The sequence below is a fragment of the Vibrio sp. YT-19(2023) genome, from assembly GCF_033337395.1.
In genome coordinates this window covers 1-24673 of the sequence record NZ_JAWOQN010000050.1, presented here as the reverse complement: position 1 = coordinate 24673, position 24673 = coordinate 1, and the positions used below count along the sequence as shown (strand labels likewise).

The 24673-nt window shown below is 42.5% G+C and carries 27 protein-coding genes, 1 pseudogene and 2 riboswitches; of the genes and pseudogenes, 23 read left to right on the top strand and 5 right to left on the bottom strand.

Features of this window, described 5'->3' with window-relative positions:
* Window positions 1-271 precede the first annotated feature (271 nt).
* The 8 genes from R7E78_RS22705 (at window position 272) to R7E78_RS22670 (ending at window position 6922) form a co-directional block, all read left to right on the top strand.
* Window positions 272-910, top strand: coding sequence for an HD domain-containing protein (locus R7E78_RS22705; RefSeq protein ID WP_115386528.1), 639 nt, complete (start codon window positions 272-274; stop codon window positions 908-910).
* Complete coding sequence (locus R7E78_RS22700) at window positions 911-1669, top strand: helix-turn-helix domain-containing protein (RefSeq protein ID WP_136976698.1); 759 nt, start codon at window positions 911-913, stop codon at window positions 1667-1669.
* A gap of 146 nt (window positions 1670-1815) precedes the next feature.
* Window positions 1816-3669, top strand: coding sequence for an MFS transporter (locus R7E78_RS22695; protein ID WP_104976243.1), 1854 nt, complete (start codon window positions 1816-1818; stop codon window positions 3667-3669).
* Between the two features lie 117 nt (window positions 3670-3786).
* Window positions 3787-4404 carry a hypothetical protein gene (locus tag R7E78_RS22690; protein ID WP_005373653.1) on the top strand — a complete coding sequence of 206 codons (618 nt, stop codon included), beginning with the start codon at window positions 3787-3789 and terminating at the stop codon, window positions 4402-4404.
* Between the two features lie 104 nt (window positions 4405-4508).
* A riboswitch (FMN riboswitch) is annotated at window positions 4509-4649 on the top strand.
* Between the two features lie 113 nt (window positions 4650-4762).
* On the top strand, window positions 4763-5419 hold the full coding sequence (gene ribB / locus R7E78_RS22685) for a 3,4-dihydroxy-2-butanone-4-phosphate synthase (protein ID WP_262643981.1): 657 nt from the start codon (window positions 4763-4765) through the stop codon (window positions 5417-5419).
* A 104-nt stretch (window positions 5420-5523) separates the two neighbouring features.
* A complete protein-coding gene (locus tag R7E78_RS22680; protein WP_025767949.1) occupies window positions 5524-6069 on the top strand; it encodes a glutathione peroxidase in 546 nt (181 codons plus the stop codon).
* Window positions 6070-6079: 10 nt separating this feature from the next.
* Window positions 6080-6523 (top strand): DUF3429 domain-containing protein, encoded by a 444-nt coding sequence (locus tag R7E78_RS22675; RefSeq protein ID WP_005396352.1) that lies wholly within the window; start codon window positions 6080-6082, stop codon window positions 6521-6523.
* Window positions 6524-6676: 153 nt separating this feature from the next.
* Window positions 6677-6922 (top strand): hypothetical protein, encoded by a 246-nt coding sequence (locus tag R7E78_RS22670; RefSeq protein WP_005373664.1) that lies wholly within the window; start codon window positions 6677-6679, stop codon window positions 6920-6922.
* Window positions 6923-6992: 70 nt separating this feature from the next.
* Here R7E78_RS22670 and R7E78_RS22665 read toward each other — a convergent pair whose 3' ends face one another.
* The gene (locus R7E78_RS22665) at window positions 6993-7592 is read right to left on the bottom strand and encodes a thiol:disulfide interchange protein DsbA/DsbL (RefSeq protein WP_005373667.1); all 600 of its coding nucleotides are present in this window, start codon (window positions 7590-7592) and stop codon (window positions 6993-6995) included.
* Between the two features lie 83 nt (window positions 7593-7675).
* Window positions 7676-8056, bottom strand: a complete 381-nt coding sequence (locus R7E78_RS22660; RefSeq protein ID WP_005373669.1) for a hypothetical protein — start codon at window positions 8054-8056, stop codon at window positions 7676-7678.
* Between the two features lie 278 nt (window positions 8057-8334).
* Between R7E78_RS22660 and R7E78_RS22655 the strand changes: the two genes are divergently transcribed.
* The 10 genes from R7E78_RS22655 (at window position 8335) to R7E78_RS22610 (ending at window position 17372) form a co-directional block, all read left to right on the top strand.
* Window positions 8335-8631 carry an isoamylase early set domain-containing protein gene (locus R7E78_RS22655; RefSeq protein ID WP_005373671.1) on the top strand — a complete coding sequence of 99 codons (297 nt, stop codon included), beginning with the start codon at window positions 8335-8337 and terminating at the stop codon, window positions 8629-8631.
* A gap of 213 nt (window positions 8632-8844) precedes the next feature.
* Window positions 8845-9558 carry a response regulator gene (locus R7E78_RS22650; RefSeq protein ID WP_005373673.1) on the top strand — a complete coding sequence of 238 codons (714 nt, stop codon included), beginning with the start codon at window positions 8845-8847 and terminating at the stop codon, window positions 9556-9558.
* A complete protein-coding gene (locus R7E78_RS22645; RefSeq protein WP_132937026.1) occupies window positions 9558-10856 on the top strand; it encodes an ATP-binding protein in 1299 nt (432 codons plus the stop codon). The genes R7E78_RS22650 and R7E78_RS22645 overlap by 1 nt, the downstream gene beginning before the upstream one ends.
* Before the next feature lie 119 nt (window positions 10857-10975).
* A complete protein-coding gene (locus R7E78_RS22640; RefSeq protein ID WP_005385575.1) occupies window positions 10976-11368 on the top strand; it encodes a hypothetical protein in 393 nt (130 codons plus the stop codon).
* A gap of 127 nt (window positions 11369-11495) precedes the next feature.
* Window positions 11496-11852 (top strand): diacylglycerol kinase, encoded by a 357-nt coding sequence (locus R7E78_RS22635; protein ID WP_017635149.1) that lies wholly within the window; start codon window positions 11496-11498, stop codon window positions 11850-11852.
* 21 nt (window positions 11853-11873) lie between these two features.
* On the top strand, window positions 11874-13529 hold the full coding sequence (locus R7E78_RS22630; RefSeq protein WP_318058264.1) for a phosphoethanolamine--lipid A transferase: 1656 nt from the start codon (window positions 11874-11876) through the stop codon (window positions 13527-13529).
* A gap of 123 nt (window positions 13530-13652) precedes the next feature.
* On the top strand, window positions 13653-14585 hold the full coding sequence (locus R7E78_RS22625; protein WP_213886165.1) for a Gfo/Idh/MocA family protein: 933 nt from the start codon (window positions 13653-13655) through the stop codon (window positions 14583-14585).
* 218 nt (window positions 14586-14803) lie between these two features.
* Window positions 14804-15235, top strand: a complete 432-nt coding sequence (locus tag R7E78_RS22620; protein ID WP_005373685.1) for a YccF domain-containing protein — start codon at window positions 14804-14806, stop codon at window positions 15233-15235.
* A 690-nt stretch (window positions 15236-15925) separates the two neighbouring features.
* Window positions 15926-16264, top strand: coding sequence for a hypothetical protein (locus R7E78_RS22615; RefSeq protein ID WP_017635147.1), 339 nt, complete (start codon window positions 15926-15928; stop codon window positions 16262-16264).
* A 259-nt stretch (window positions 16265-16523) separates the two neighbouring features.
* A complete protein-coding gene (locus R7E78_RS22610) occupies window positions 16524-17372 on the top strand; it encodes a patatin family protein (protein ID WP_042522690.1) in 849 nt (282 codons plus the stop codon).
* 142 nt (window positions 17373-17514) lie between these two features.
* On the opposite strand, the gene R7E78_RS22605 is transcribed toward R7E78_RS22610, so the two are convergent.
* A complete protein-coding gene (locus tag R7E78_RS22605) occupies window positions 17515-18363 on the bottom strand; it encodes a pirin family protein (protein WP_042522691.1) in 849 nt (282 codons plus the stop codon).
* 401 nt (window positions 18364-18764) lie between these two features.
* On the opposite strand from R7E78_RS22605, the gene R7E78_RS22600 reads away from it, so the two are divergent.
* From R7E78_RS22600 to R7E78_RS22580, 5 genes and pseudogenes are all read left to right on the top strand, one after another.
* The gene (locus R7E78_RS22600) at window positions 18765-18974 is read left to right on the top strand and encodes a cold-shock protein (protein WP_005373691.1); all 210 of its coding nucleotides are present in this window, start codon (window positions 18765-18767) and stop codon (window positions 18972-18974) included.
* A gap of 240 nt (window positions 18975-19214) precedes the next feature.
* On the top strand, window positions 19215-19424 hold the full coding sequence (locus tag R7E78_RS22595) for a hypothetical protein (RefSeq protein WP_005373692.1): 210 nt from the start codon (window positions 19215-19217) through the stop codon (window positions 19422-19424).
* A 50-nt stretch (window positions 19425-19474) separates the two neighbouring features.
* Window positions 19475-19615: a PA3496 family putative envelope integrity protein gene (locus tag R7E78_RS22590; RefSeq protein ID WP_017633782.1), complete on the top strand. Its 141-nt coding sequence runs from the start codon at window positions 19475-19477 to the stop codon at window positions 19613-19615.
* A 237-nt stretch (window positions 19616-19852) separates the two neighbouring features.
* Window positions 19853-19952: riboswitch (purine riboswitch) on the top strand.
* A gap of 89 nt (window positions 19953-20041) precedes the next feature.
* A pseudogene (locus R7E78_RS22585) lies at window positions 20042-21056 on the top strand (adenosine deaminase).
* 125 nt (window positions 21057-21181) lie between these two features.
* Window positions 21182-21655 carry a peroxiredoxin gene (locus tag R7E78_RS22580; protein WP_005373699.1) on the top strand — a complete coding sequence of 158 codons (474 nt, stop codon included), beginning with the start codon at window positions 21182-21184 and terminating at the stop codon, window positions 21653-21655.
* A 50-nt stretch (window positions 21656-21705) separates the two neighbouring features.
* Here R7E78_RS22580 and R7E78_RS22575 read toward each other — a convergent pair whose 3' ends face one another.
* Window positions 21706-22113 (bottom strand): SPOR domain-containing protein, encoded by a 408-nt coding sequence (locus R7E78_RS22575; protein ID WP_005373701.1) that lies wholly within the window; start codon window positions 22111-22113, stop codon window positions 21706-21708.
* Between the two features lie 212 nt (window positions 22114-22325).
* Window positions 22326-23495 (bottom strand): D-alanyl-D-alanine carboxypeptidase family protein, encoded by a 1170-nt coding sequence (locus tag R7E78_RS22570; protein ID WP_318058265.1) that lies wholly within the window; start codon window positions 23493-23495, stop codon window positions 22326-22328.
* Window positions 23496-24673 lie beyond the last annotated feature (1178 nt).

The window sequence follows — 24673 nt, the reverse complement described above, 5'->3', positions numbered from 1 at the left end:
CTTTAAAATACAAAACGCCCGATGAAGTACATCGAGCGTTTTAGTTAAAAAGTGTCAACCCATATCAGGACGGGTCAGGTAAACATCACTGCTCGCTCTGTCTATTCTTGTCTCATAAACCGCTGAACACATTGAAAGGCCATATAAAACGGCTCAGTACCAAACGTTGCACAAGGTTCTGGTGGCTGAATCTCAATTACACCATCGCACTTGGAAATTATTCTAAGCGTTGGGCATACTTCTGACTTCATTTTAGTTGTAGATATGAACCATGACGTCATTAAGCCAGATAGAACCGCAATTTTTGGAATTTATGCAGCAAGAGATGCAAGTGGATGCAGCTCATGATCTTAAACACGTAAAACGCGTGGTCAAAACAGCGAAACAGCTCTGCAAAGAAGAAAGTGCAGACATCGCGATTGTATTACCGGCTGCCTATTTGCATGATTGCTTTACTTATCCGAAAGATCACCCAAATCGCAAAGAGAGCTCAATCATCGCAGCCAAAAAAGCGGTCGCATTTTTAGAGAGTATCGATTATCCGCAGCAATATCATGATGCCATTGCTCATGCGATAGAGGCACACAGCTTTAGCGCAAACATCAGGCCAAATACGTTGGAAGCCAAAATCGTCCAAGATGCCGACCGTCTGGACGCTTTAGGCGCAATTGGCGTGACGCGATGCATTCAAGTCAGCACTCAATTTAACGCGCAACTTTACAACGACAGCGATATATTTGCCGAAGAACGTGAACTTAACGATAAACAATTCACTCTGGATCACTTTCAGACCAAGTTATTCAAAATCGCTGAAACTATGAACACAGAGTCAGCAAGACGCGAAGCGCAAAAACGCAAAACCTTTATGCAAACGTACCTAGAGCAGTTACACGACGAGGTAACAGCGTAAATGTCAGAAAGCTATACGTTAATTAAAGAGCTTAAACGCCAACTAAAGTTAGCTGGGCTGCATTATGCCGATGTTGCACAACACCTTGATTTAAGTGAAGGAAGCGTCAAACGTTTACTCGCTGAAGGTCAACACATTAGTCTTGAACGCTTAGAACGCATTTGCCAATTGATTGGTTTAGAAATGGCGGAACTGTTTAAGCTTGCGGCTGCGCACAATAAAGGTCTAGAGTCGCTAACGTTAGAGCAAGAAAAGCAGTTGGTTGATGATAAAGCCCTGCTACTCGTGGCAATCTGTGTTGTAAATGGCTATCAGTTTGAGCAAATCGTTCAGCAATACACCTTCAATGAGTTGGAACTGGTGCAAAAGCTTGCTCATTTGGATCGGCTGAACATCATCGACTTGCAGCCAAATAACAAAATTCGTTTGCGTATATCTCCGACATTTAAGTGGCAGATGGGCGGCCCTATTCAACGGTTCTTCCAACAGCAAGTTCAAGACGCCTTTTTCCAAAGCTACTTTTCTGGTGAAGATGAAAAGTTCTCCATGGCAACAGGATTGATGAGTGTACCAACCAACAAGAAGCTACAACAGAAACTGCAAAAGGTCATCGATGAGTTTTATCAGGCTTGCCAAAGTGATAGCTCTCTCGATATGGACGAAAAACACGGCACCTCTCTGATTATTGCGATGCGTCGCTGGACGTTCCCTTTATTTGAACCATGGGAAAGAAAACTCACCAATAAGTCTCGCAATTAGTAACTCAATAAACAAATGGAAATAAAAGCAACGAATTTCGTTACTTTTGGTGGCATACAACGTCACTTGAAAGAGAAAGCTGGTTTAATCGTTCATTGAGCATAAAGTGCTCCCATCTCATTCGACTTTGTTTAATCGGGGCCCGTATGTTTTTCTCAAAACGCTTTTTTCCTTACTTTGTGACGCAATGCCTTGGCGCACTCAATGACAACATCTACAAAAACGTTCTGTTATTGATGGTGACATACAGCCAAATTGATAACCTACCAATATCCGTCAATCTATTCGTTAATTTGGCGGCAGGCTTATTCATCCTACCTTTCTTTCTATTCTCAGCGCATGCTGGTGCCGTCGCTGACAGCATGGACAAAGCCAAATTAATCCGACGTCTAAAGCTCATCGAGCTGGCTATCATGTCTTGCGCAGCAACCGCTATTGCCACCCAAAGTGCCATGCTGATGCTGGTTCTGCTGTTTATGACAGGCACTCAATCGGCCTATTTTGGCCCCGTGAAATACGCCTTACTACCACAAGCGCTCAAACCAAATGAGCTTGTTAAAGGAAATGCTTGGGTTGAAATGGGCACGTTTCTTTCGATTCTTATAGGTACGCTTAGCGCAGGCCTGCTGCTAGCCATTCCTAATGGTACCTTGATTGCTTCTTGTACCGTGATTGCCTTGTCTTTGCTTGGGTTCATGAGCAGCGTGAATATTCCAGCGATGCCTAGCCAATCAAATGACAAAGCGAAATTTGAACCGATTTCTGGTTTAAAGAACACGTTAAAAGTGGCAAAAAAGCAGAGAGGCATCTGGATGTCTATTCTTGCCATCAGTTGGTTCTGGTTCATGGGTGCGACTTACCTAACTCAATTCCCTAACTTCGCACGCGAACATTTGTTCGCAGATAGCACTGTCGTTTCTTTACTGTTGGCATTGTTTTCCATTGGTATCGCGACAGGCTCTTGGTTGTGTGAAAAGCTCTCTTTCAACCACGTTGAGCTTGGTATTTTGCCATTCGGTATCCTTGGTCTGACAGTCTTTGGCGTCGACTTGCTATGGGCAGTCCCAAGTTATCCATCACTTCCGGTGCACTTTTATGATGTTCAAAGCTTCGTTGCTGAATCAAAACATCTACGCGTCATGATTGACCTGTTCCTTGTTGGTGTAAGCGGCGGTGTCTTTATTGTTCCTCTTTATGCGTTCATCCAATCGCGTTCAAACAAAGGGGAGTGTGCACGTGCCATTGCTGCTAACAACATCATGAATGCGTTGTTTATGGTGGTGTCTGCTTTGGTTTCGATCGTTGTACTCAGCGTACTAGAGCTTTCTATTGTGGAACTGTTTGTCATGATGGCAATAGGTAACTTCTTCGTGGCAATCTATGTCTATCGTCAAGTACCGGAATTCACACAACGCTTTATCAGTTATTTACTCAGCCATTGTATGTATCGTGTGTCCGTAAAGGGGCGCCAACATATTCCTGAACAAGGTGCTGCGTTAATCGTGGCTAACCATGTTAGCTATGTCGATGCATTGATTTTGATGGGAACCTCTACTCGCCCGGTTCGTTTTGTGATGGACAAATCCATCAGCGAGCTACCTGTTCTTAAATATGTATTCCGTCATGCCGGTGTTATCCCGATCTGTTCTCCACGTAAGTGTGCCGACACTTACCGACGAGCATTTGAACAGATTGAACAAGCACTTAACGACGGTGAGGTTGTCTGTATCTTCCCTGAGGGTCGTTTAACGTCTAACGGTCAATTGGGTGAGTTTCGCCCTGGTGTAGAGAAAATCCTTGAACGTAACCCTGTTCCTGTCATCCCTATGGCGTTAAAAGGGCTTTGGGGTTCTTTTTTCAGCCACAAAGGCGGACATGCTCTCACAAAACGACCGACTCGTTTTTGGTCAAAAGTGGATGTTGTTATCGGTGAAGTGTTAAGTCCTGCGTCTTTAAATCGTCATCAATTGCAACAACAAGTACAGGATTTACTGGGCTGAGTCGCTTGCTACAGCAGTCAAACTTTGCAGCAAAACGTAAATATGCACCACAAAGCACAAGTAGTTTCTTGTCAATTAGAGTAGGATATCTACGACGTCATAAATCTAGGAGGTATTATGAAAATCATCATCTTACATGGTCTTTATATGCATGGGCTGGTCATGCAGCCTCTTAGCCAAAAGCTGAGAAAACTCGGATACGAAACGCAAGTACTCAGCTATAACACCGTTGCTATCGATGAGTCTTCACTGTTTGATTCTATTGATCATTCGCTTAATCCACTGACCACAAACGTGCTCGTGGGACACAGCTTGGGAGGCTTGATGATTAAGCGCTATCTCGCCAACAGAAAACCGAGCACTAACTTAATCTCTCATGTTGTCGCTATCGGTTCGCCTCTGAAAGGCGCGTCCATTGTAGGTCGAATTCAAGATCTCGGATTGGGTGCAATTTTAGGCAATTCGCCACACCACGGATTAAACAAACATGATGACGCTTGGGATTTCCCTCAAAAACTCGGCAGTATCGCAGGAACGATGCCGATTGGCGCTCGCCCATTGTTGATCCGTAATGACAACACCATGTCGGACGGTACCGTTACCGTAGAAGAGACAAGACTGGACGGTATGCAAGATCATATCGAAGTGAAGCAAACGCATACGAGCCTGATTTACAACACCTTCGTGCCGCAGCAGATTGATCACTTTATTCGCACAGATTATTTCCGTCGATAGCACACTTTTCCATCATACAGATGGAATCGACTTTCCAAGCTATTCAGTTCGCAGTACTATCCTAGCTCCACTTCTTCACAACTTGGATGAAGTGGTACATTTTTAATTGTTCTCAGGGCGGGGCGAAATTCCCCACCGGCGGTATACTTTTTCAAGTGAGCCCGCGAGCGCTCGATTCGTCGAGGTCAGCAGATCTGGTGAGATGCCAGAGCCGACGGTTATAGTCCGGATGAAAGAGAATAAGAATACACCAGCATAGCGAGTCAGATCGCTAAGAATGCTGGTGCACTTCTTTTTGATCGTATTTTACGGCGATCTCTCATACCGCCCTGATTCTGGTGAAATTTAGGAGTTAACCATGAATCAGTCATCACTACTTGCCGAATTCGGCGACCCAATTACTCGCGTTGAAAACGCACTTATCGCTTTAAAAGAAGGCCGTGGCGTACTGCTTCTTGATGATGAAGATCGCGAAAACGAAGGCGATATCATTTATTCAGTCGAGCACCTCACTAACGAGCAAATGGCATTGATGATCCGCGAATGTAGCGGCATCGTTTGTTTGTGCTTAACAGATGCTCAAGCAGACAAACTGGAACTGCCTCCAATGGTGATAAACAACAACAGCGCAAACCAAACCGCATTTACGGTTTCTATTGAAGCGAAAGTTGGTGTAACAACGGGTGTTTCAGCAGCAGACCGCGTAACGACCATTAAAACGGCGGCAAACCCGCACGCAAAACCGGAAGATCTTGCTCGCCCGGGTCACGTATTCCCTCTGCGCGCACGTCCAGGTGGTGTAATGACTCGCCGTGGTCACACAGAAGGTACGATTGATCTGATGCAAATGGCAGGGCTTCAACCCGCTGGCGTACTGTGTGAAGTGACCAATCCAGATGGCACGATGGCAAAGGCACCGGAGATCGTAGCATTCGGTCGCCTGCACAACATGCCGGTACTGACGATTGAAGATATGGTAATGTACCTGAACCAGTTCGAGTTGAAACTGGCATAGTCAGATCTCAGCTCTTGAAAAAGCCGCGCATTTGTGCGGCTTTTTTGATCGATCCTCTTTGCACTTAAGTAGTTATACTTATTGAAAACAAGGGGAACAACACCATGAAAGGATTACTGAACTTCGCCGCTCTCGTTAGCTTTCTCTCCATGAATTCGCTTGCTCTTGCATCTGAGTGCCCTGATATTCTTCAAGGTAAGCAAAGGTTGTTAAACTCAACGGAAGAAGTCGATCTATGCGAAAGCTTTAAGGGAAAGACGCTTCTGGTCGTCAATACAGCAAGCCAGTGCGGCTTCACTCCTCAGTTCGAACAGTTAGAAACCCTCTATCAAACTTACAAAGACCAAAACTTCACCGTTATCGGTTTCCCGAGCAATGACTTTCGACAAGATAGAGGAAGCGAAACAAACACAGCGAAAGTCTGTTATCTCGATTACGGGGTAACCTTTCCAATGATGGCTCGCTCTTCAGTATTAGGTGTAGATGCGAACCCAGTCTTCAACCAAATTACCAACCAAGCAGGCATAAAACCAAAATGGAACTTCTACAAGTTTCTAATTAGCTCTGAAGGTAAAGTTATTGCTACTTTTCCAAGCTCCACATCACCGACAAGTACTACGCTTACCAATATGATAGAGCAACAATTATAAGGTGACGACCATGACAACACGCTCAACCATGCTACAACTCGGTTACTTAGGCCTGGTTCCATTTGTGTTTAGTTTAGGGCTGATTTTCACTGACATCTCACTCTTCAATTTAAGTGGTCAGCAATTTTTCATCGCATATAGCGCCGTTATATTAAGTTTTTTATCCGGCATCCTTTGGGGTAATGGCATTGAGCATTACTACCATCGCCTTAGCCGAAATATATTAATTCTCAGCAACCTTTTTGTCTTACTGGCTTGGGGCGCATTACTGCAGGGCCACAAACATTACGCAGTCGCAACCCTACTCTTAGCAATTGGGTACCTTGCTGTTTGGTATGCAGAAAAGCTCGTGAGGAAAGTCGAACAAGACGCCGAGCCCAAGGGATATCAAGGAATGAGGAGCAAATTGACCTTCGGCGTAATCGTAATGCACGGATTGGCTTTAGTTTCATAACCTGGTCTGTCCAGTACTAAGATCACAAAAAAAACGTCTTTTTATAAAACAATGTTCATTTCGTGAATGCACACATATTTTGAACACTGTTTCGTTTCATTTATGAATCAATCCACATATAAGTAATTCAAAGCATTCACAAAGGATATGAATATGTTTTTTCGCAAACTTTTGTTTAGCACTGCGATGATCAATGCAACGACAGGTTGCGTGTCTTACCAGGCACAACAAGCCGCCGCTCAAACAGTAAATAATACAGGTGCCGTGCTTACCAATGTGATTAAAACCACGATTGCTCAGCCATGTAATGTTGCAATCACTGCTGCTAGCTTGTTTTATCCGCATGCCATATTTATGACTAGTGTTCCGACTCAAGCATGTACAAGCGTTCTTAGATAATACGAGTGTGATAAGCATAAAAAATGGCGACTCTACCGTCGCCATTTTTAAGCATCAATGCTATTTACAGTTACAGCGTCAATAAGTAATTAACTAATTGATTGTACTCGTCGTAAGTACGAATTTCGTTGGCCAAAACAATGTATTTATTGTTCACAACCACACCCGGAACCCCTCTTAACGTGCTGGCAGAAAATTGCTTATCAAAACCTTTCTGCATTGAGTTTACGGCGAAACTGTTGTAAGCCGCATCAAACTTCTTACCTTCTACGCCATTATCAACGAAGAGTTGTTTCAGCTCAGCTTCGTCTTTTGGCGCTTGTCGCTTTTGATGAATTTGGGCAAACATGGCAGGAATCATTGTATCTTCAACTCCTAGCGACACCATCGTCGCGTAGGACTTGGCCATCGGAATCGCCATATCTCCGCCCATGAACCCCACATGTACCTTTTCAAACTTTGCCTCTTTTGGCAGAGCAGGTTTTAAACGCTCAATAAGAGACTCAAACTTGTAGCAATGTGGGCAATAAAAAGAAAAGAATTCCGTCACAACAGGTTTCGATGCTTTCTTAACATCCAGAACTTTGTAGTGCTTCCCTTCTTCAAATTGCGCTGCATGAGCGGTAAAAGTCAGTAAAAGTGCACTACATAAGGCAAGTAGTTTTTTCATTGTTTATTTCCTTGTGGCATTCAAATGCCAAATCATTTCATTTGGTAAAAAGGGGGAAACCCCAAGTAATTTGAGATGAGGAATTAAACAATCGGAGGACGATAAAGCTTGGTGATCACTGTCACTACTTTTTCGACTAGAGGCCTATCAATCAAAGCAAGGCTATAAGGAAGAAGCAGTAAGTCGTTTTGAGATAAGTTGGCGGGAATTTTGACCATGCAGGAAGAGCTACAACTCGTGTGAGATTGTTGTGCCTTATTGATGGCTGACTCATCGTGATGTGATTCTACGCAGTCGTCATTGACGCCAAGTTGTTTGTGTAGAGCAGCCTGTTGAACAATAAGATCGCGTACTTCAATTGTTTTCATCGGAGCGGAAGCCTGCGCCACAGGAGCGACACTACTCAAAAGCATAGCAACTAAGCAAACTATCGCAGTCAACAATGTACGGTTAAACTTCAACATAGCTACATCAAGGAAAATGGTGATTTAAGATAATACATGATAACGGTTTGACTTCAAGATACGGACTCTCGGCTCGCTAACAAACTCTGTTCTTTGACTATTTTAGGCTAGTGAATTTTCTCTCTAACGCTCCCTCAGTACACGAAACCAGCACAACGAGCTATTCACCGTTCGGATACTCCCCTCATCAGATACCAGCAACAATTCGATAAAACTTGAAATCATTATGAAACACGAGTAATAGTTAGAACGGTTTTTGTACGAACAAGGAAAGATCAATGCTTAAAAAAAGATTCTTTAAGACAAAAGATGAAGTCGAAGTCACGTTCGAGCTAGATAAAGATCAGTGGGACTCTGTCCAAATTGCTGGAGACTTCAACAACTGGCAGCCAGAACCGATGAAATTAGTGAAGAAAAGTCGTCAGTTTAAATTTAAAACCCGCTTACCTAAAGCGCAGAATGTTCAGTTCCGTTACTTGCTCGATGACGCGAAGTGGGAAAATGACCCACAAGCTGATGCTTACGTTCCAAATGCATTTGGCAGCGACAACAGCGTCGTATGTACCACCGAATAAGCGGTAATTTCGCTTTAAGATTCCATACCTAGGCGCAAACGTTGCGCCTTTTTACATCTCTCGAAATGTGATTGGTGATTAGATTTAAATCATTAATTGGCAATTTTATCCAGTTAACTCATCCGATAACCTTATTCTGAGAAAGCTTTATTTGAAATAATTCGTAAATTTGTTTAAGTTCCATTGATATTAAATATTGTATACATCACTTAAATGAACGCACAACAAATCAAACCATCTCTAATCATTGTGGAAGACGATCCCAAATTACAAACTATGTTGGGAGAGTATTTTGTTGAACAAGGTTTTCAGGTCAAATGTATCGACAATGGGACGGACGCACCCAATGCGATTATTGACACACAACCAGACGTGGTGCTGTTAGATTTGATGCTACCCGGGCAAGATGGTCTGAGTGTATGTCGTCAAATCCGAGAATGCTACAAAGGCAAAGTGTTGATGCTGACAGCAAGTGATGATGACTTCGATCATGTCGCCGCATTAGAAATAGGCGCAGATGACTTTGTTACTAAACCCATCAAACCTCGCGTATTGCTGGCTCGTATTCGCATGCTATTAAGAAGAAAAGAGGCGGCGCCTACCGAGTCCGAAAACGGCCTACAAATTGGTGTTCTGTGTTTAAACCGATTGCGTAAATCGTGCGTAATGAACCAAGAAGAAATTGCGCTGACAGACGGCGAGTTCGATTTGTTGTGGGTTCTTGCAACGCATGCTGAAAAAACACTATCACGCGAGTGGCTGACCAAAACACTGCGTGGTATTGAATACGATGGAACAGACCGCACCATTGATAATCGCATAGTGACACTGAGAAAGAAGCTAGGCGATGCTTCTTGCTCACCACAAAAAATCATTACCGTTCGCGGCAAAGGCTACCTATTTATGCCTGATGCATGGAATGAATAATGAGACGGATTTATCTGGAAAGCTTTGTTGGCCTTATCATTCTGTTTATGGCTAGCTTGTGGGGATACGAGTTCTTAGTTTATGAGATCAACACAGATTATGACTACCTGTTACAAGAGCATGAGGGTCAAGCTTTTCACGATCTGATCTACCCTATCTATAAAGAACACGGATTAGAATATACTCAACAACAGTTGGAACAATTTGCCACATCAAGCCATCGTTTGTTGGTGCCTCATACGCTTGAAGAGCTTCCAACAGACATCAAAAAGGCGTTTGAAAGTGATACCTCCGTTAACGTCGCTTACGATGAAGAAAGGGATATCTGGTTCCGCCTAGATGCGAGCACGCCTATCTTTAAAATGAGCGATAATCCGAATAGCCCTGTGGTTAAAGCTGCCAACTTTGATGACAATATCGTTTGGTTGTTCTTTTTAGCTGGATTTGCTCTGTATTGCATATTGTTGATCTGGTTCTTAAGCCGTCGGATTCGAGAGCTAGAGAGAGTGACCGTTGAGTTTGCCTCAGGTAACTTCAAGGCTCGAGCTAGTACCTCAAGCGCTAAGTCTGTTGGGACGTTAAACAAAAGCTTTAACACGATGGCCGATAAAGTATCTCGCTTGATCACTAGCAATAAAATGCTAACTAACGCCGTTGCACATGAATTGCGTACCCCAATCTTCCGCTTACAATGGCAAGCAGATTTGTTATCGGATTCAACCTTAACTGAACAACAGAAAAAGTATGTTTACAGTATCGTCGAAGACATTGACGAGATGGAAGAAATGGTTGAAGAATTGCTTTACTACGCAAAGATGGAGCGTCCTGACACAGCATTACAAACTCAAGAAGAAGTCGTCCTAGTCAACTTAGTCAAAGAATTACGACAGAGATGGCAAAAAGAGACTACGCTCGCTATCTCGCTTCAAGAAGTAAACTCAGAAAACGTTCTCGCGTTTGCTGACCCAAAATTGTTAAAGCGAGCCTTAGATAACTTGCTGCGCAATGCAATGCGGTACGCGGATAAGCAGATTTTAGTAGAGATAAAACACGATCAGCACCGCTGCTTCATCAATGTTCATGATGATGGCATAGGTATTGAAGAAAAGCATTGGCCTCATCTATTCGAACCATTTTACAGCGCGGATGAATCTCGCAACAAAAAGACGAGCGGGTTTGGGCTCGGTTTGGCGATTGTCAGACAGATAATGGAGCTTCAACGTGGAGAAGTTTCGATTTGCCATAGCCCACTTGGAGGAGCTTGCTTCACACTTAGCCTCAAAAAATCAGACAGTTAACTTAACCTTCCTACCCCATTTACAGAAGACGACACTTCAATACACTCAAGCGACAGAGACCAACAATAAAACAGTGTACATTTAATCCATAAGATTCACACACTAAATGGATAGTACTCATGTATAAATCTTTTATCCTGATTATGGCGCTTACTTCTACGCTTACAGCTTGCGCCTACAACCAAAAACCTGTCGTCGACATGACCAATGTTGACCCTAGTACATATGAACAAGACTTTCTTTACTGCCAAGGCTATGCAGAAAATGTCGACAAATCAGAGGCAGCGAAATCTGAAGCCACTAATGGGGCAGTTACAGGCGCATTGATCGGCGCAGCTGCTGGCGCGCTAGAAGACGGATTAGGTGGAGCGGCTGTCGGTGCTGCTGCCGGCGGTGCTGTAGGAGCTGGAGCTGGTGCTTTGAGTGGAACAAATGATTCAACCAAAACCCAATCTCTCGTATTGCGTAAATGTCTCCAGCACAAAGGCTATACCGTCTACGATCTTGATTAAATAAGCACTTTTCTTAAATTATCGCGCGAAGGATTCTATTCACAAATGTTTCACGCTGTAACGATTAATCTCGTTACCTCTCTGGGATATGTGTTCCATCCCAATGCTTAAATAGTAAGGTCATATTTTGAAGCCAGGTAAAACAGGTATACGCCGTGTCATGGATGCGACCGGCTATTCATTTCAAGGATTGAAAGCCGCATGGACACACGAAGCCGCTTTTAGACAAGAATTGATTCTCGCCTTGGTGCTTTCCGTCTGTGCTTTTTTCCTTCCTGTCACCACATACGAAAGAGTGCTGATGATCAGTAGCCTGTTCTTGGTATTGATCGTCGAACTCATTAATTCCGCCGTAGAAGCGGTTGTCGACCGTGTTAGCGATGACTGGCACGAGCTCAGTGGTAGAGCCAAAGATATTGGCTCAGCAGCAGTATTTGTTGCGTTAACTCTTGCCCTTTTTATTTGGGCTTCGTTCTTGCTCTAATTTTTATTCAAGACACTCATTATGAAGACACATGATTTACAACAGAGAGGTATCTCTTACGTTACCTTTACTTTCCTGTTGGCGCTGTATTTCGCTCTCGTCGTAAATATCCCTATTTATAAAGAACTGATCGGCATCTTTACACACTTAGATAATGTCAAGATTGGATTTATTATCACAATACCAATTTTCTTTCTTGCCGCGCTCAATTTCCTTTTTAATTTATTTAGTTGGCCTTGGATCGGCAAGCCGTTCTTTATAATTTTAATCATTGTTTCAAGTATGGTGAGCTACGCAAGCTATAACTATGGCACACTTTTCGATTCTGGAATGATTGCCAATATTGTTGAAACCGATTCGAGCGAGGCGAGTTCTTACCTGAGTGCTCACTCTGTAATTTGGACGCTGATTATGGGAGTTATCCCAGCGATAATTGTCTTTAAGGTCAAGCTGCAATCTCAACGTCACCAATTACTGTACTTCTCTGTTACCAAATTAGTATCGATGCTGTCGTCGCTAGCTGTCATCGCCGTCATTGCCAGCGTGTACTATCAAGACTACGCATCTGTAGGGCGCAACAATAGCCACCTGAAAAAAATCATCATACCCACCCAGTTCGTTTATAGCGCGACCGGGTATGTGAAGGAAAAATATTTCACCACGCCAGAGCCATATCGAGAAATCGGCACAGATGCAAAGCAGTCAAATAGCGCCGTACAGCAAGCACAGAGCAAACCAACACTACTGGTTTTTGTCGTAGGAGAAACCGCTCGAACGCAGAACTACCAACTCAATGGCTATACACGAGAGACAAACCCTTATACTAGTAAACTGGATGTTATCTCATTTCAAGACGTCGCGTCTTGTGGCACCGCGACTGCTGTATCTGTGCCTTGTATGTTTTCACAGCTCACGCGAAACGAGTTTGAACGCACCAAAGCGGATAACCAGGACAATGCTCTCGATATAATGCTGCGCGCTGGGGTTGACCTCATTTGGAAAGAAAATGACGGTGGGGATAAAGAAGTAGCCCACAAGATCAAGAAAATTGAAGTGGATCGAAAGCAAGTAAACCCTATGTGTAATGGCCAAACTTGTTACGACATGGCGCTATTAGATCATTTTGATCAGGAAGTCGCGGATATGCACGGTAACCGAGTGGTCGCCATGCACCTTATAGGAAGCCACGGTCCGACCTACTTTCAGCGTTACCCAAGAGACAACGCCTTCTTTAAACCAGACTGTCCACGTGCAGATATCGAAAACTGTAGCATCGAACAAATAGTGAACACATATGACAATACAATACGCTACACCGATCTTGTATTGGCAGAAACCATCAAAAAACTTAAAGCGTTAGAGTCTGAGTATAATACCGCGCTAATTTACATATCGGATCACGGTGAGTCACTAGGCGAAAACGGATTGTTCTTACATGGTATGCCTTATGGCCTTGCACCAGATTTCCAAAAACGTGTTCCTTTGATTATGTGGCTGTCTTCGGGCTTTAAACAAGCGAAGCAGATCAATACTGACTGTTTGTATAAACAAGCACAGAATGCAGGCCAATACTCACATGATAACGTGTTCCACTCTTTATTAGGCATTATGGATGTACAAACTCAAGCCTACGATAGCAAGTTAGATATATTCAAAGCCTGCCGAGCCGTTTCCTAAATCATTCAATAAAGCCTGGCTCAAAGTGTGAATCAGGCTTTTTCTAACAAGGTATTTAAACTCATCGCCGCGCCAAGCGTTATACTGACAGTCCGCGATCCATACATCGAGATAAGGACTAGGATGAAAATTGGTATTATTGGTCTAGGGGATATCGCTCAGAAAGCATACCTTCCTGTTATCACTCAGCTTCCAAATATCGAACTTGTATTTTGTACCCGCAACCCAAACACACTTGAGAGCCTGGCTAAGCAGTATCGAATCTCAGAGATCTGCCAAGACTACCAGCAACTTCTGCACTTTGGCGTCGATGCCGTCATGATTCATGCGGCAACAAGCGTACACCCTCAAATAGCGGCATTTTTTCTGCAGCATGGAATTCCAACCTTTGTCGACAAACCATTAGCGAATAGTGCTGATGACGTGGAAAAGCTGTACGACATTGCCGAAAAAGAGAGACAGCCACTCTATGTGGGCTTTAACCGTCGTCACATTCCACTTTACAACCAACATATGCCACAAGTGCAGCAAGGCAACATATCTGACTTAAAGTCGTTACGCTGGGAAAAGAACCGTCACCAACTACCGGGGGATGTTCGTACCTTTATATTTGATGATTTTATTCACCCATTAGACAGCGTTAACGTCACAGCCAAAGCCGATCTAAAAGATGCTTATGTAACTCATCAACTTGAAGGTGGTCAGTTGGCGCGTTTAGATATTCAGTGGCAACATGGAGATACTTTGCTCCACGCCTCGATGAATCGCCACTTCGGTATCACTACAGAGCGCGTTCAAGCTTGTTATGCAAACAAAGCAGTGGAGTTCGACTCCTTCGTTGAAGGCAAACTATGGCAATCTAACCAAGAGCAAAAAATCAATTTGAAAGACTGGACGCCAATGCTGACGAGTAAAGGTTTCCATTCGATGTTGCTCGATTGGTTTGGCGTCGTTGAGTCTGGAAATATTGCTGATGAAGTAGTAACACGCAACATTGCCAGCCATCGATTGGCAGAGCAAATTTGTCAATATCTCGAGAAAGTTGTCTCTAGATAATGCGATTCTTGGCTATATGCTTGATTGAGTATTACGCTCTATACTAAAAAGACTTGCCTTAGGGAAGGCATTCATTCTCTGTTAAGACTACGGCGATTATTCTATCAATCAGGTGAATGAGGGCACGGAAGCACACATCGACAAAACAGACGGTTTAGATTTGTTTTACACTGCTCTCAGGTATCTGAATCATCACATTCAAGAATAAAGGAAATAGAATGAGAACACTTGGTAACATCATTTGGTTTGTATTTGGTGGCGTATTTATGGGGTTGCTATGGTGGTTTTTTGGTATTTTGGCCTTTATTAGCATCATCGGAATACCTTGGGGGCGTGCGTGTATCGTTATGGGTAATTTTTCCTTTTTCCCATTCGGTAAAGAGGCCATCTCACGCGATGAATTGACCAATGAAATGGACATTGGCACGAGTCCGCTCGGCGTTATTGGTAACGTCCTTTGGTTTGTATTTGCAGGCCTTTGGTTAGCTATCGGTCACGTACTTTCTGCCGCAGCATGCTTTGTCACCATAATCGGCATTCCGTTTGCGCTCCAACACCTCAAGCTAGCGGTTATTTCACTCGCACCAATTGGTAAAACGGTTGTATCGTCAGAAGAAGCTGCAATGGCTCGATACAACATCAATCGTTAGCAAAAAGCTAATGCGCTTTCTATCCTCTGGGCAGTCATGCTCAGAGGGTAACGCCCGTCAAAAGTAAGCCTATAATCGCTATCGCATATTCAATAATGGCTGATTGTATATTCATACCGTCACCTTTACGTTGAAGTTTATCCTAGCTCAGCACTGCTTTACTTTTATAATTAATTAATACGCCCAATCGAGTTCAAGATGCTAGACTCATAGCGTCGTCACTGACTCAAACTCCAAGAACGACGTAACGAAAAAGCGAGCTATCCTATGCTCGAAATATGGATTCTTTCCCCCTCGAAGTAGAGTTCAACAACAAAAAGACGAACTATAATCATAGCCAAAATTAATGCTTTTCGACCTAAAATATCTCACATCAATCAAAGAAAGCTTCTAAGATTTTCTCTTTTTGAGTAAATATAGACAGTTACAGTAGCGAAATTCTTCTCGGTAAAACTCCCCACTCAATCTCATGATCAGTTTTTTTAAAAAACAACAAAAATTCGTTGTTATCTAGAGTAATTATTTTATTTGTCGCAGAGCAATTCCATCAATATCATTTGCGACATCGGAGTGCTAGAGCATTGAACTTTTTAGCATTTATCACAGGTATAGAACGTAAAAAACCTTTTATTACTTATTTTTCTTTTTACATATGTTCTAACTCAACGTCTATTCAGACAGGAATATACCGTGGATAAATATCAAGCAGCTTATGCTAAGCGTCTAGAGAAACTAAATGGGGATCCATCTCCTAAAACGATAGCCCGCCTTTCGGCTTGGGATGCGTTTTTTAACAAGGAGTACGAGCTCCAAGACTTGGAATACCAGCTATCGGACGCTGCGCACCAGCACTATGAACAGTCGCATGCGAAGAGCGACATTAGCTTCAAAGAATTCAAACGAGCGTTCTATAATGAATCCATCAAAATTTACAATTTAACTGATGGCGCTTCTATCCAGAAAGTATTCACCCCATTACTTTTGCTTACAACGCTCTGGATAGTGTTTGTATGCCTATTTAACAAGTGATCATCAAACTATTCCAACAACGATCAGTATGGGACTACAGGTATGGCTCTATGTAAGGGGGCTAATTCGCTCGGTCTCCTTCACTAAATTAGCGACTCAATTACCCGCAATTCCATAAGCTAAAAGTGACAAGGGCATCCGTTGATGCCCTTTTTATTCAAAGGAACGCAACCAATAGACCTTTGGCCCACTTGGGTATAAAACCATTATGCGTTAAGCTGCACGCTATTATCCGATTGATAAAGAGTGGAGCGAAGTGATGGAAAAAGTAGGCTCTCGAGCATTGATTGTCGAAGGTGGAGCCATGCGAGGCGTATTTTCATGCGGCATACTCGATCATTTTCTTGCTAGCGAGTTCTCTCCATTTGATAGCTTTTGGGGAGTGTCTGCGGGTGCTAGCAACTTGGCTGCCTACTTAGCTAAAATGCCCGGACGTAACTTAAAAATCTACCTCGATTACAGCTTAAGAAAAGAATTTATCTCTCCATCTCAACTTCTACGTGGTGGTGATATGATGAACTTAGACTGGATGTGGAATGTCACCCTCGAAGAACTTGGAATCGATAAATCTGCGCTCAAAGCTGATTCACGACCTTTCTTTTTAGGCGTGACGCGTCAAGACAATGGGCAAGCGGAGTACCACCTTCCTGATGTCGACGACTTGGCAGAAACAATGAAAGCCAGCAGCGCACTGCCTGTACTTTACCGAAATGGCGTATCACTGAACGGAATTCAATACGTTGATGGTGGCGTCTCAGACGCACTTCCTGTTGCAGAAGCAATAAAGCGAGGAGCCAAAAAGATTATGGTTTTACGCAGTCAGCCCGCAAGCTATCAAAAGCCAAGAGGAAAATTCAGCGCCCTAACTAGGAGGATGTTGAAAGAAACGCCCGGATTAATTGAACCTATGTTGACACGTGAAGTTCGCTACAATCAGACCTTAGCGCTGATCAACAACCCACCACCTGGTATCGAAATCATTCAAGTGTGTCCTCCTGAAACATTCAAGTTGAAACGGCTGAGTCGATCGCCAGCACCACTGCGTCATGCTTATGAGTTAGGAATTGAAGCAGGAAAGGAAGCCATCATACGCTGGAGTCAGAAGTAGAAAAAAGCCACGTGGATTAAACGTGGCTAACGCAAATTCGATGGCAGTGGATTATCGTATTTGCTTCTGGTCGAGCCCAATATTCAGGCTCAAAACTGTTTTAATTTGCTCGCTAACTGAGAAAGCGAGTAGGCTGTCAAAACTAGTAAGTTTCAAACAACCCAGAGTTGTAGTCTTGGATGGCTTGTTCTATCTCTTCCATGCTATTCATGACAAAAGGGCCATAATGCACCACGGGTTCATTAATTGGCTCACCTATAAAGATCAGTGCACCACTCTCTTTTTCGGCCTGTAATTCAACCCATTCACCTTTCGATAAAATGGCCATTTCGCCTTGATTGATCTCACGACCTTTTAATTGAATACGACCTTTATAGACATAGAGCATCATGTTGTTGTCTTGATCCGTGTTCAAATTCAAAGCTTGACCACCCATCGCTCTCCAATCGGCTACCGTGGCAGCAACACCTGTCTCTGTTAGCGGCCCCTGAATTCGTTCGTTGTTTATAGTCATATGACCCGCAATCAAACGTACAACCCCCGTATTCGGAGTATCAAACTCAGTGATCGTTTCAGGTTGAAAGTCATGATATTGAGCTGGCTGCATCTTATTTTTCGCAGGCTGGTTAATCCAAATTTGGAAACCATGCAGTTCGCCTTCCTTCATAATAGGCATTTCGCTATGGATGACGCCTCTTCCTGCCGCCATCCACTGTGCACCACCGGAACGAAGCTCGCCAACATTATCCATATGATCACGATGCTGGAAATGACCTTTCAACATATAAGTAAGCGTCTCGATACCGCGGTGCGGATGCGGAGGGAAACCGCCGATATAGTCAGCACGGTCTTCTGATTTGAGTTCATCCATCATCAAAAATGGAGAAAAGCTAGCATGATTGAAACCCGCTACTCGGCGAATTTTCACTCCATCACCATCAGCAGTAGGTTGCGCAGGAATAAGCTGACGAATGTCTCTGAATGTACTCATACTAGTTCTCCTAGTTTATCTTTGTGACCGCTTGCAAATCGCATGTTCAATCTATGGCTATCGATAAGGTTCTATTTTAGGTTGATGAGCTAAAATTATGAGCCATACTATTCGTTCTACTTATTCAACTTTTTCGAACAATACAATTTATCGAGTTAATAATGAGCACATTTAATTTATCTAAAATAAATGTAGCTATTTTCTAAACAAGGTGTATAGTGTGCCTTGGCTCTTAGAAGAGAGCTGTTAATGCAACATTTAGTTTAAGTTTCCTCTCAGTAAAATCTTGAATCCCCAATTCAGACACCTGCGTACAACTTCCTCTTGATTGAACATTCAATAGCTTAGAAAAGATCCACAAAACAAATCATAATTTTAATGTTTAATTCAAAGGTATTTTTATGTCTAAAGTAACTGGTTCAGTAAAATGGTTTAACGAAACTAAAGGCTTCGGTTTTCTATCTCAAGACAACGGCGGCCAAGATGTATTCGTACACTTTAACGCTATCGTTTCTGACGGTTTCAAAACACTGACTGAAGGTCAGAAAGTAAGCTTCAATGTAGAGCAAGGTAAAAAAGGTCCTCAAGCGACTGAAGTAACTCCTCTATAAGACTGCTTTTCTTGGTGTAGCATGCCCATGCTGCACCAAACCTCTCTCCTTCAAAAATATTCTTTCATCAATCACTCAACCTAATTTTAGGCATTGCTTTGTGCTATCTAAAATAAACTGAATAGTACTGCTTAATTTATTATTTATAGGAAAAATCATGTCCTCAAAAAGAACTGGCCGTCAAAGGCATTGGTATCAATTACTTAACAAAGAGAAAATCACTAAAAAACAGGAGAATAAATGTTAGAAATTGAATTTAATTTAGAACAACCTCAAACCTCTTGGAACGCTAAAATACATCAATTAAATGGTGATATTTTACGAAGGCACGTATTACCGAAACTTCTTTCTCATAGCTTTATGATCGATTTTGAATATTGTGAGAAAACGCAATCTGGAACTATTCTCTGTGATTCAGGTTCAAAGTTAGGAAGTTTTACTGTTAACTGATTCAGTTTTCATGCATTAATGGATAATGCAACTAATTTGGAAGGTATCCAATGGCTAGAAAAAGTAAGAAGCAGTCAGAAAAAGACAAAAAAGAGTCTGAACAAAACGCGGCGGCGGTAAAGCAGAAAACTCGACGCCGCATAGAAGACATTATGGAACAAAGAGAATTTGATAAGTTATTCGATCTATAAATGCTCTCTAGTGCTTTCTCTGCCTTTATCGTTGTGCAAGGTACCGCCACCTACCTTTGCTCAAACGAATCTCCACTCTTTTAGACTACTCTTCTAATTACACGTGCCTCTCACACACGCAAAAACAACTGGCTCCTCTATACTCAAGTGACTTGCAAATAGTCGTTTCGCTCACAGGAAAACCCGTGACTAATGACAGTTAGGTTATTTGCGTATAGCCAAAGCGATATTTTTGCGTATAATCCCTCTCGTTTGCTTCGTATAACCCCAATGATATGGTTTGGGGGTCTCTACCAGTTCCCGCAAAGTGCTGATTACGAAGAGTTGAGATCATCGTGGGTCTTACTCTTTGTGATAGCGTTCGATTTATTTCTATCTATACCTATTCTTAGAGTAACTGCATCCACAATACACATAAGGTGGAATATGAACGCATTTATTCAAGGTCTTCCAAAAGTAGAGCTGCACTTACATATCGAAGGTTCACTTGAGCCGGAACTCTTATTCAAATTAGCAAAACGAAACGGCATCGAGATCCCTTACTCTTCTCCGAGTGAACTACGCAGCGCATATCAGTTTACAGACTTACAATCATTTCTCGACCTCTATTACCAAGGAGCGGGAGTTCTGCGTACGGAGCAAGATTTTTACGATCTCACTTGGGAATACTTACTGCACTGTAAAGAAGACAACGTTATTCATACCGAAATCTTTTTTGACCCTCAAACACACAGAACGCGGCATAGACTTTGACACTGTTATCAATGGAATCGCTCGCGCGCTAAAAGATGGTCACGAAAAACTTGGCATTACCTCGCAAATTATTGCGTGTTTTCTCCGTCACCTTTCAGAAGAGAGCGCCATAGAGACCCTACAGGCTATTCTGAAACACCGTGATAAGATCATTGGTGTTGGACTAGATTCTTCAGAACAAGGTCATCCGCCAGCTAAATTCAAGCGCGTATTTAAACAAGCAGTAGAAGAAGGCTTACTTACCGTTGCTCACGCAGGTGAAGAAGGCCCCGCACAAAATATTAGCGATGCCATTGAAATGCTTTACGTGAGCCGCGTGGATCACGGTGTTCGCTGTGTTGATGATGAAGCATTAGTTGAATCCTTAATCGAAAGCCAAATGCCACTGACAGTGTGTCCGTTATCGAATCTTAAGCTATGTGTATTCGACGATATGAAAGATCACAATATTGTGGATTTGCTACGAAAAGGTGTCGCCGTAACGATTAACTCAGACGATCCTGTGTACTTTGGTGGCTACATGACGGACAACTTTTTGGCCGTCAACAACGCACATCCAATGAGTAAGAGTGAACTTGCCCAATTTACAATGAACGCGATTGATGCCAGCTTTATCGATAACGAGTTAAAGGCGAAATATCGTCACCTTGTTAGCCAATACGTAAACCAGCACGAAGCGTTGCAATAAAGGCATAGTGCCACGCCTTAGGTCAAACGCGTAGGTATTAAAACCCTACAAAGACTCTGTGGTTAACCGCATTTATAAACGCTAGACTGAGAAAGCTAAACTAGCACACAAAAAGGAATAGAATCATGATTCAACAAGGCCAAGCTCTACCAGTTGCAACTCTAAGTGAGTTGACTGCCGATGGTATGGTTAACCACGACGTTACAGAACTGTTTGCGAACAAGAAAGTCGTACTCTTTGCTGTACCTGGCGCATTCACCCCTACCTGTTCAGAAGCTCATCTACCAGGCTATGTGGTATTAGCTGATGAGCTAAAGGCAAAAGGTGTTGATTTAATTGCGTGCGTTTCTGTAAACGATGCATTTGTGATGCAAGCGTGGGGCGAAGCTCAAAACGCTTCTGAGATTCTGATGTTGGGTGATGGCGACGCTAGCTTTACTAAAGCATTGGGTCTTGAAATGGATACAGGCGGCTTTGGTGGTATTCGCTCACAACGTTACGCGATGATCATTGAAAACGGCACAGTGACTAAGCTTAACGTTGAAGAGCCAAAAGAGTTTGAAGCAAGCAAAGCAGAAACGATTTTAGCGGCGCTTTAAGCTTACTCCTAAATACAAAAACGGAAGCTATCGCTTCCGTTTTTTGTTGGCTAACGCATTCTCACAACACTCGTTTGTTGCTTACGCTGCATTTCCGCAAAAGTCAGCACAAACGGGGATGACTGCTTTACACGGCTTGGTAATGAAGAAAGCGCATTGTAGGCATCCTGTTTCGTTTTAAAATCACCAACAGTTACCGTATACCAACGTGTGCCTCGGCTGTTTTTCCAGTTAACCCAAACCGGATGCTTAGGATCGATATAGCGAATATAATCTTTCACATCTTTTTCTTGCTTCAGCGCGAGTACCTGCATCGTGTAATGGTTTGGGTTTAAATAACCATATGCATCCTGAGAGGTCATGACTCCAACACATTGGCCGCTATCGACCTCCTGCTGGTAAGGCATAGCGCAGCCCATGAGCGATAAAATCAATGTCAAAGATAAAATCTTGTGCACGTGTCACTCCATTCTTGTTCTAGTTTCTTTTCTCTCGCACCCAAAAACACAAAACGCTCTTGGTCAGGTAAAAACACACCCTTACAAGAAGGCCTGCGTTTTAACGCAACGAGTATTCCAAAAACGTAAGGCGACCACGTTGGTCGCCTTAGTAAACTGATTTAATAGAAAATTAACAAGATAGAGTGATATAGAGAGAAGTTCGCTACTGTTTAGAACCAGCTAGCGACCAATTGTTTAAACCAGTCTAAAATTCGCTTGAATAAACTGCCTTCCTCCACGGACTCCAATGCAACGAGCTCGGCTTCATTTACGACCTTACCTTCGACTTTGTAAAGCACTTTACCAACCACTTGTTGCTCAGAAATTGGCGCAACTAAATCACCGTTGTATTCAACTTCCGCTTGCAGATTTTTTACATCTCCTTTTGGCAAAGTGAGATAAACATCGTTAGCTACGCCGACAGTAAGCTCGTCTTTTTCGCCCATCCAAACTCGAGCTTTCGCAAGTTCCGCACCCGCCTCAGTCGGCATTACCGTATCGTAAAAGCGGAAGCCATAACTTAACAGCTGCTTGCTTTCTGATTCACGACCATTCTCACTCTTCGCTCCCATCACTACGGCAATCAAACGCATATCACCTTGTGTTGCAGAAGTCGCTAGACTATAACCCGCGCCGCTTGTATAACCAGTTTTCATGCCATCGACATTCATACTACGATCACGAAGCAAGCCATTACGGTTGTATTGAGTGATGCCATTGTAAGTAAACGAGGTTTCGCTATACAGCGGATAGATATCAGGTAAGTCACGAATAATCGCTTGGCCCAACTTGGCAATATCATAAGGTGTCGAATATAAACCGTCACTGTCTAGGCCGTGAGGGTTGGTGAATGCCGTGTTAGACAATTCAAGCTTGGCGGCCCAACTATTCATCAAACTCACAAACCCTGATTCACTTCCCGCAACATGCTCAGCAATAGCGACACTGGCATCGTTACCAGATTGAACAATCAGACCACGGTATAAGTCAGACAAAGAAACGGAAGTATTGACTTCAATAAACATTTTTGAAGAATCTGGGAAATTTTTTGCCCAAGCATTTCTGCTGATGACAACCTCATCATTCAACGTAATATTGCCTGTATTAATTTCTTGACCAGCTACATAAGCAGTCATCAACTTCGTTAAACTCGCAGGGTTTAAACGTTTGTGGGCATCACGTTCAACCAGTACTTTCCCCGTATGGAAGTCCATCAAAACATAACCACGAGAACTGAGTTCCGGCGCATTTGGCACAACTGAAGGCGCAGCATAAGCCAACGAGGATACAGCAGCGAACCCTGTAATTAACACTGTGTGTAATATAGTACTTTTTCTCATCATGACATCTTATCTTAGTAGCATTTAAGGCTTACAAACGGTACCCGAATGAATTCAAAGCGCGGGATTACCTAGTTAAAAAACGAGTATATTGAAACGGCGCTCAGTTACAGCCACCTTGTTACGATTGGTTACTTTTACTCAATGTTTGTCGAAAATAATGAGAGGTAGGTAGAGCTTTCGTCTTGAAGAATGAAACAGGAGCGAAAATAATTCCGTAACGCTATGTTTTTTGAGAGGGGAGAAAAAGCGCGCAAGTCAATTCAGGGAGTAAGTTGGTATAGGAAAAGTAGTTGAGCTTTTATCCATATCTAAATAGGAAACAACAAAAACAATCAACAATAAGCCCAGCTAATTATTTACCAAGAAAACATATTGAAAACGCATCATAAAATCGTAATTAATTATCGATAAATTTAAAAACCTAATATTATAATTTATGCAAATTTCATTTATTATTAAACTGGAGAAAAATACAGCTTTCCTTTTTTAAAACTAAGAGACGATTTTTTCGATGTTTTTAGGTTTATCTCATCAGAGAACTTGGTATAACAGTGAGGGATAAGACATCCGGACTTAGCGCGAAAGGATAACCCACTGTTATTTAAGTTCACACGCTGCTTTTTAATGACTAGAGACTTTAAACTGCGGTTACCTTCGGTTTGTGCGGCTATTCTTTGACGTATCCCAACCCAGTACGACTCAAACGACGACATCATACATATCCTCTTTCATGATATAAGCATTAATAATTAAACATCGCTAAAAGCTAAGCTTGTCTTAAATAAAAGTACTAGAAATTGATTTTATTTCTTCAAAACAAATCAACCCGCATATTCCACATAAATTTAGTGTTTATGTCAAATATTAATTATCATTAATTTTATTTATAATGGATATAAAATCAGTTTATAATTTTCAAATAATTTAATTATTAGAAAGCAGTATGACCAGTCCATATTTAACATGGAAATATGAGCTTTGTTTTGCATCATAATATATAAATACATTAAAGATTCATCTACGAACTAAATGCTCTTCAAGAGGTGATATAAATTAGCATTTCGAGACTAAATGAGAATAAAAATAGCGCACCGTATAGGCTTTGTTGCGTAATTCGATGGAACTAAATCAAGAAGCTACGATCTGAGCGGTTACGCCCATCAATCGTCGTAGCC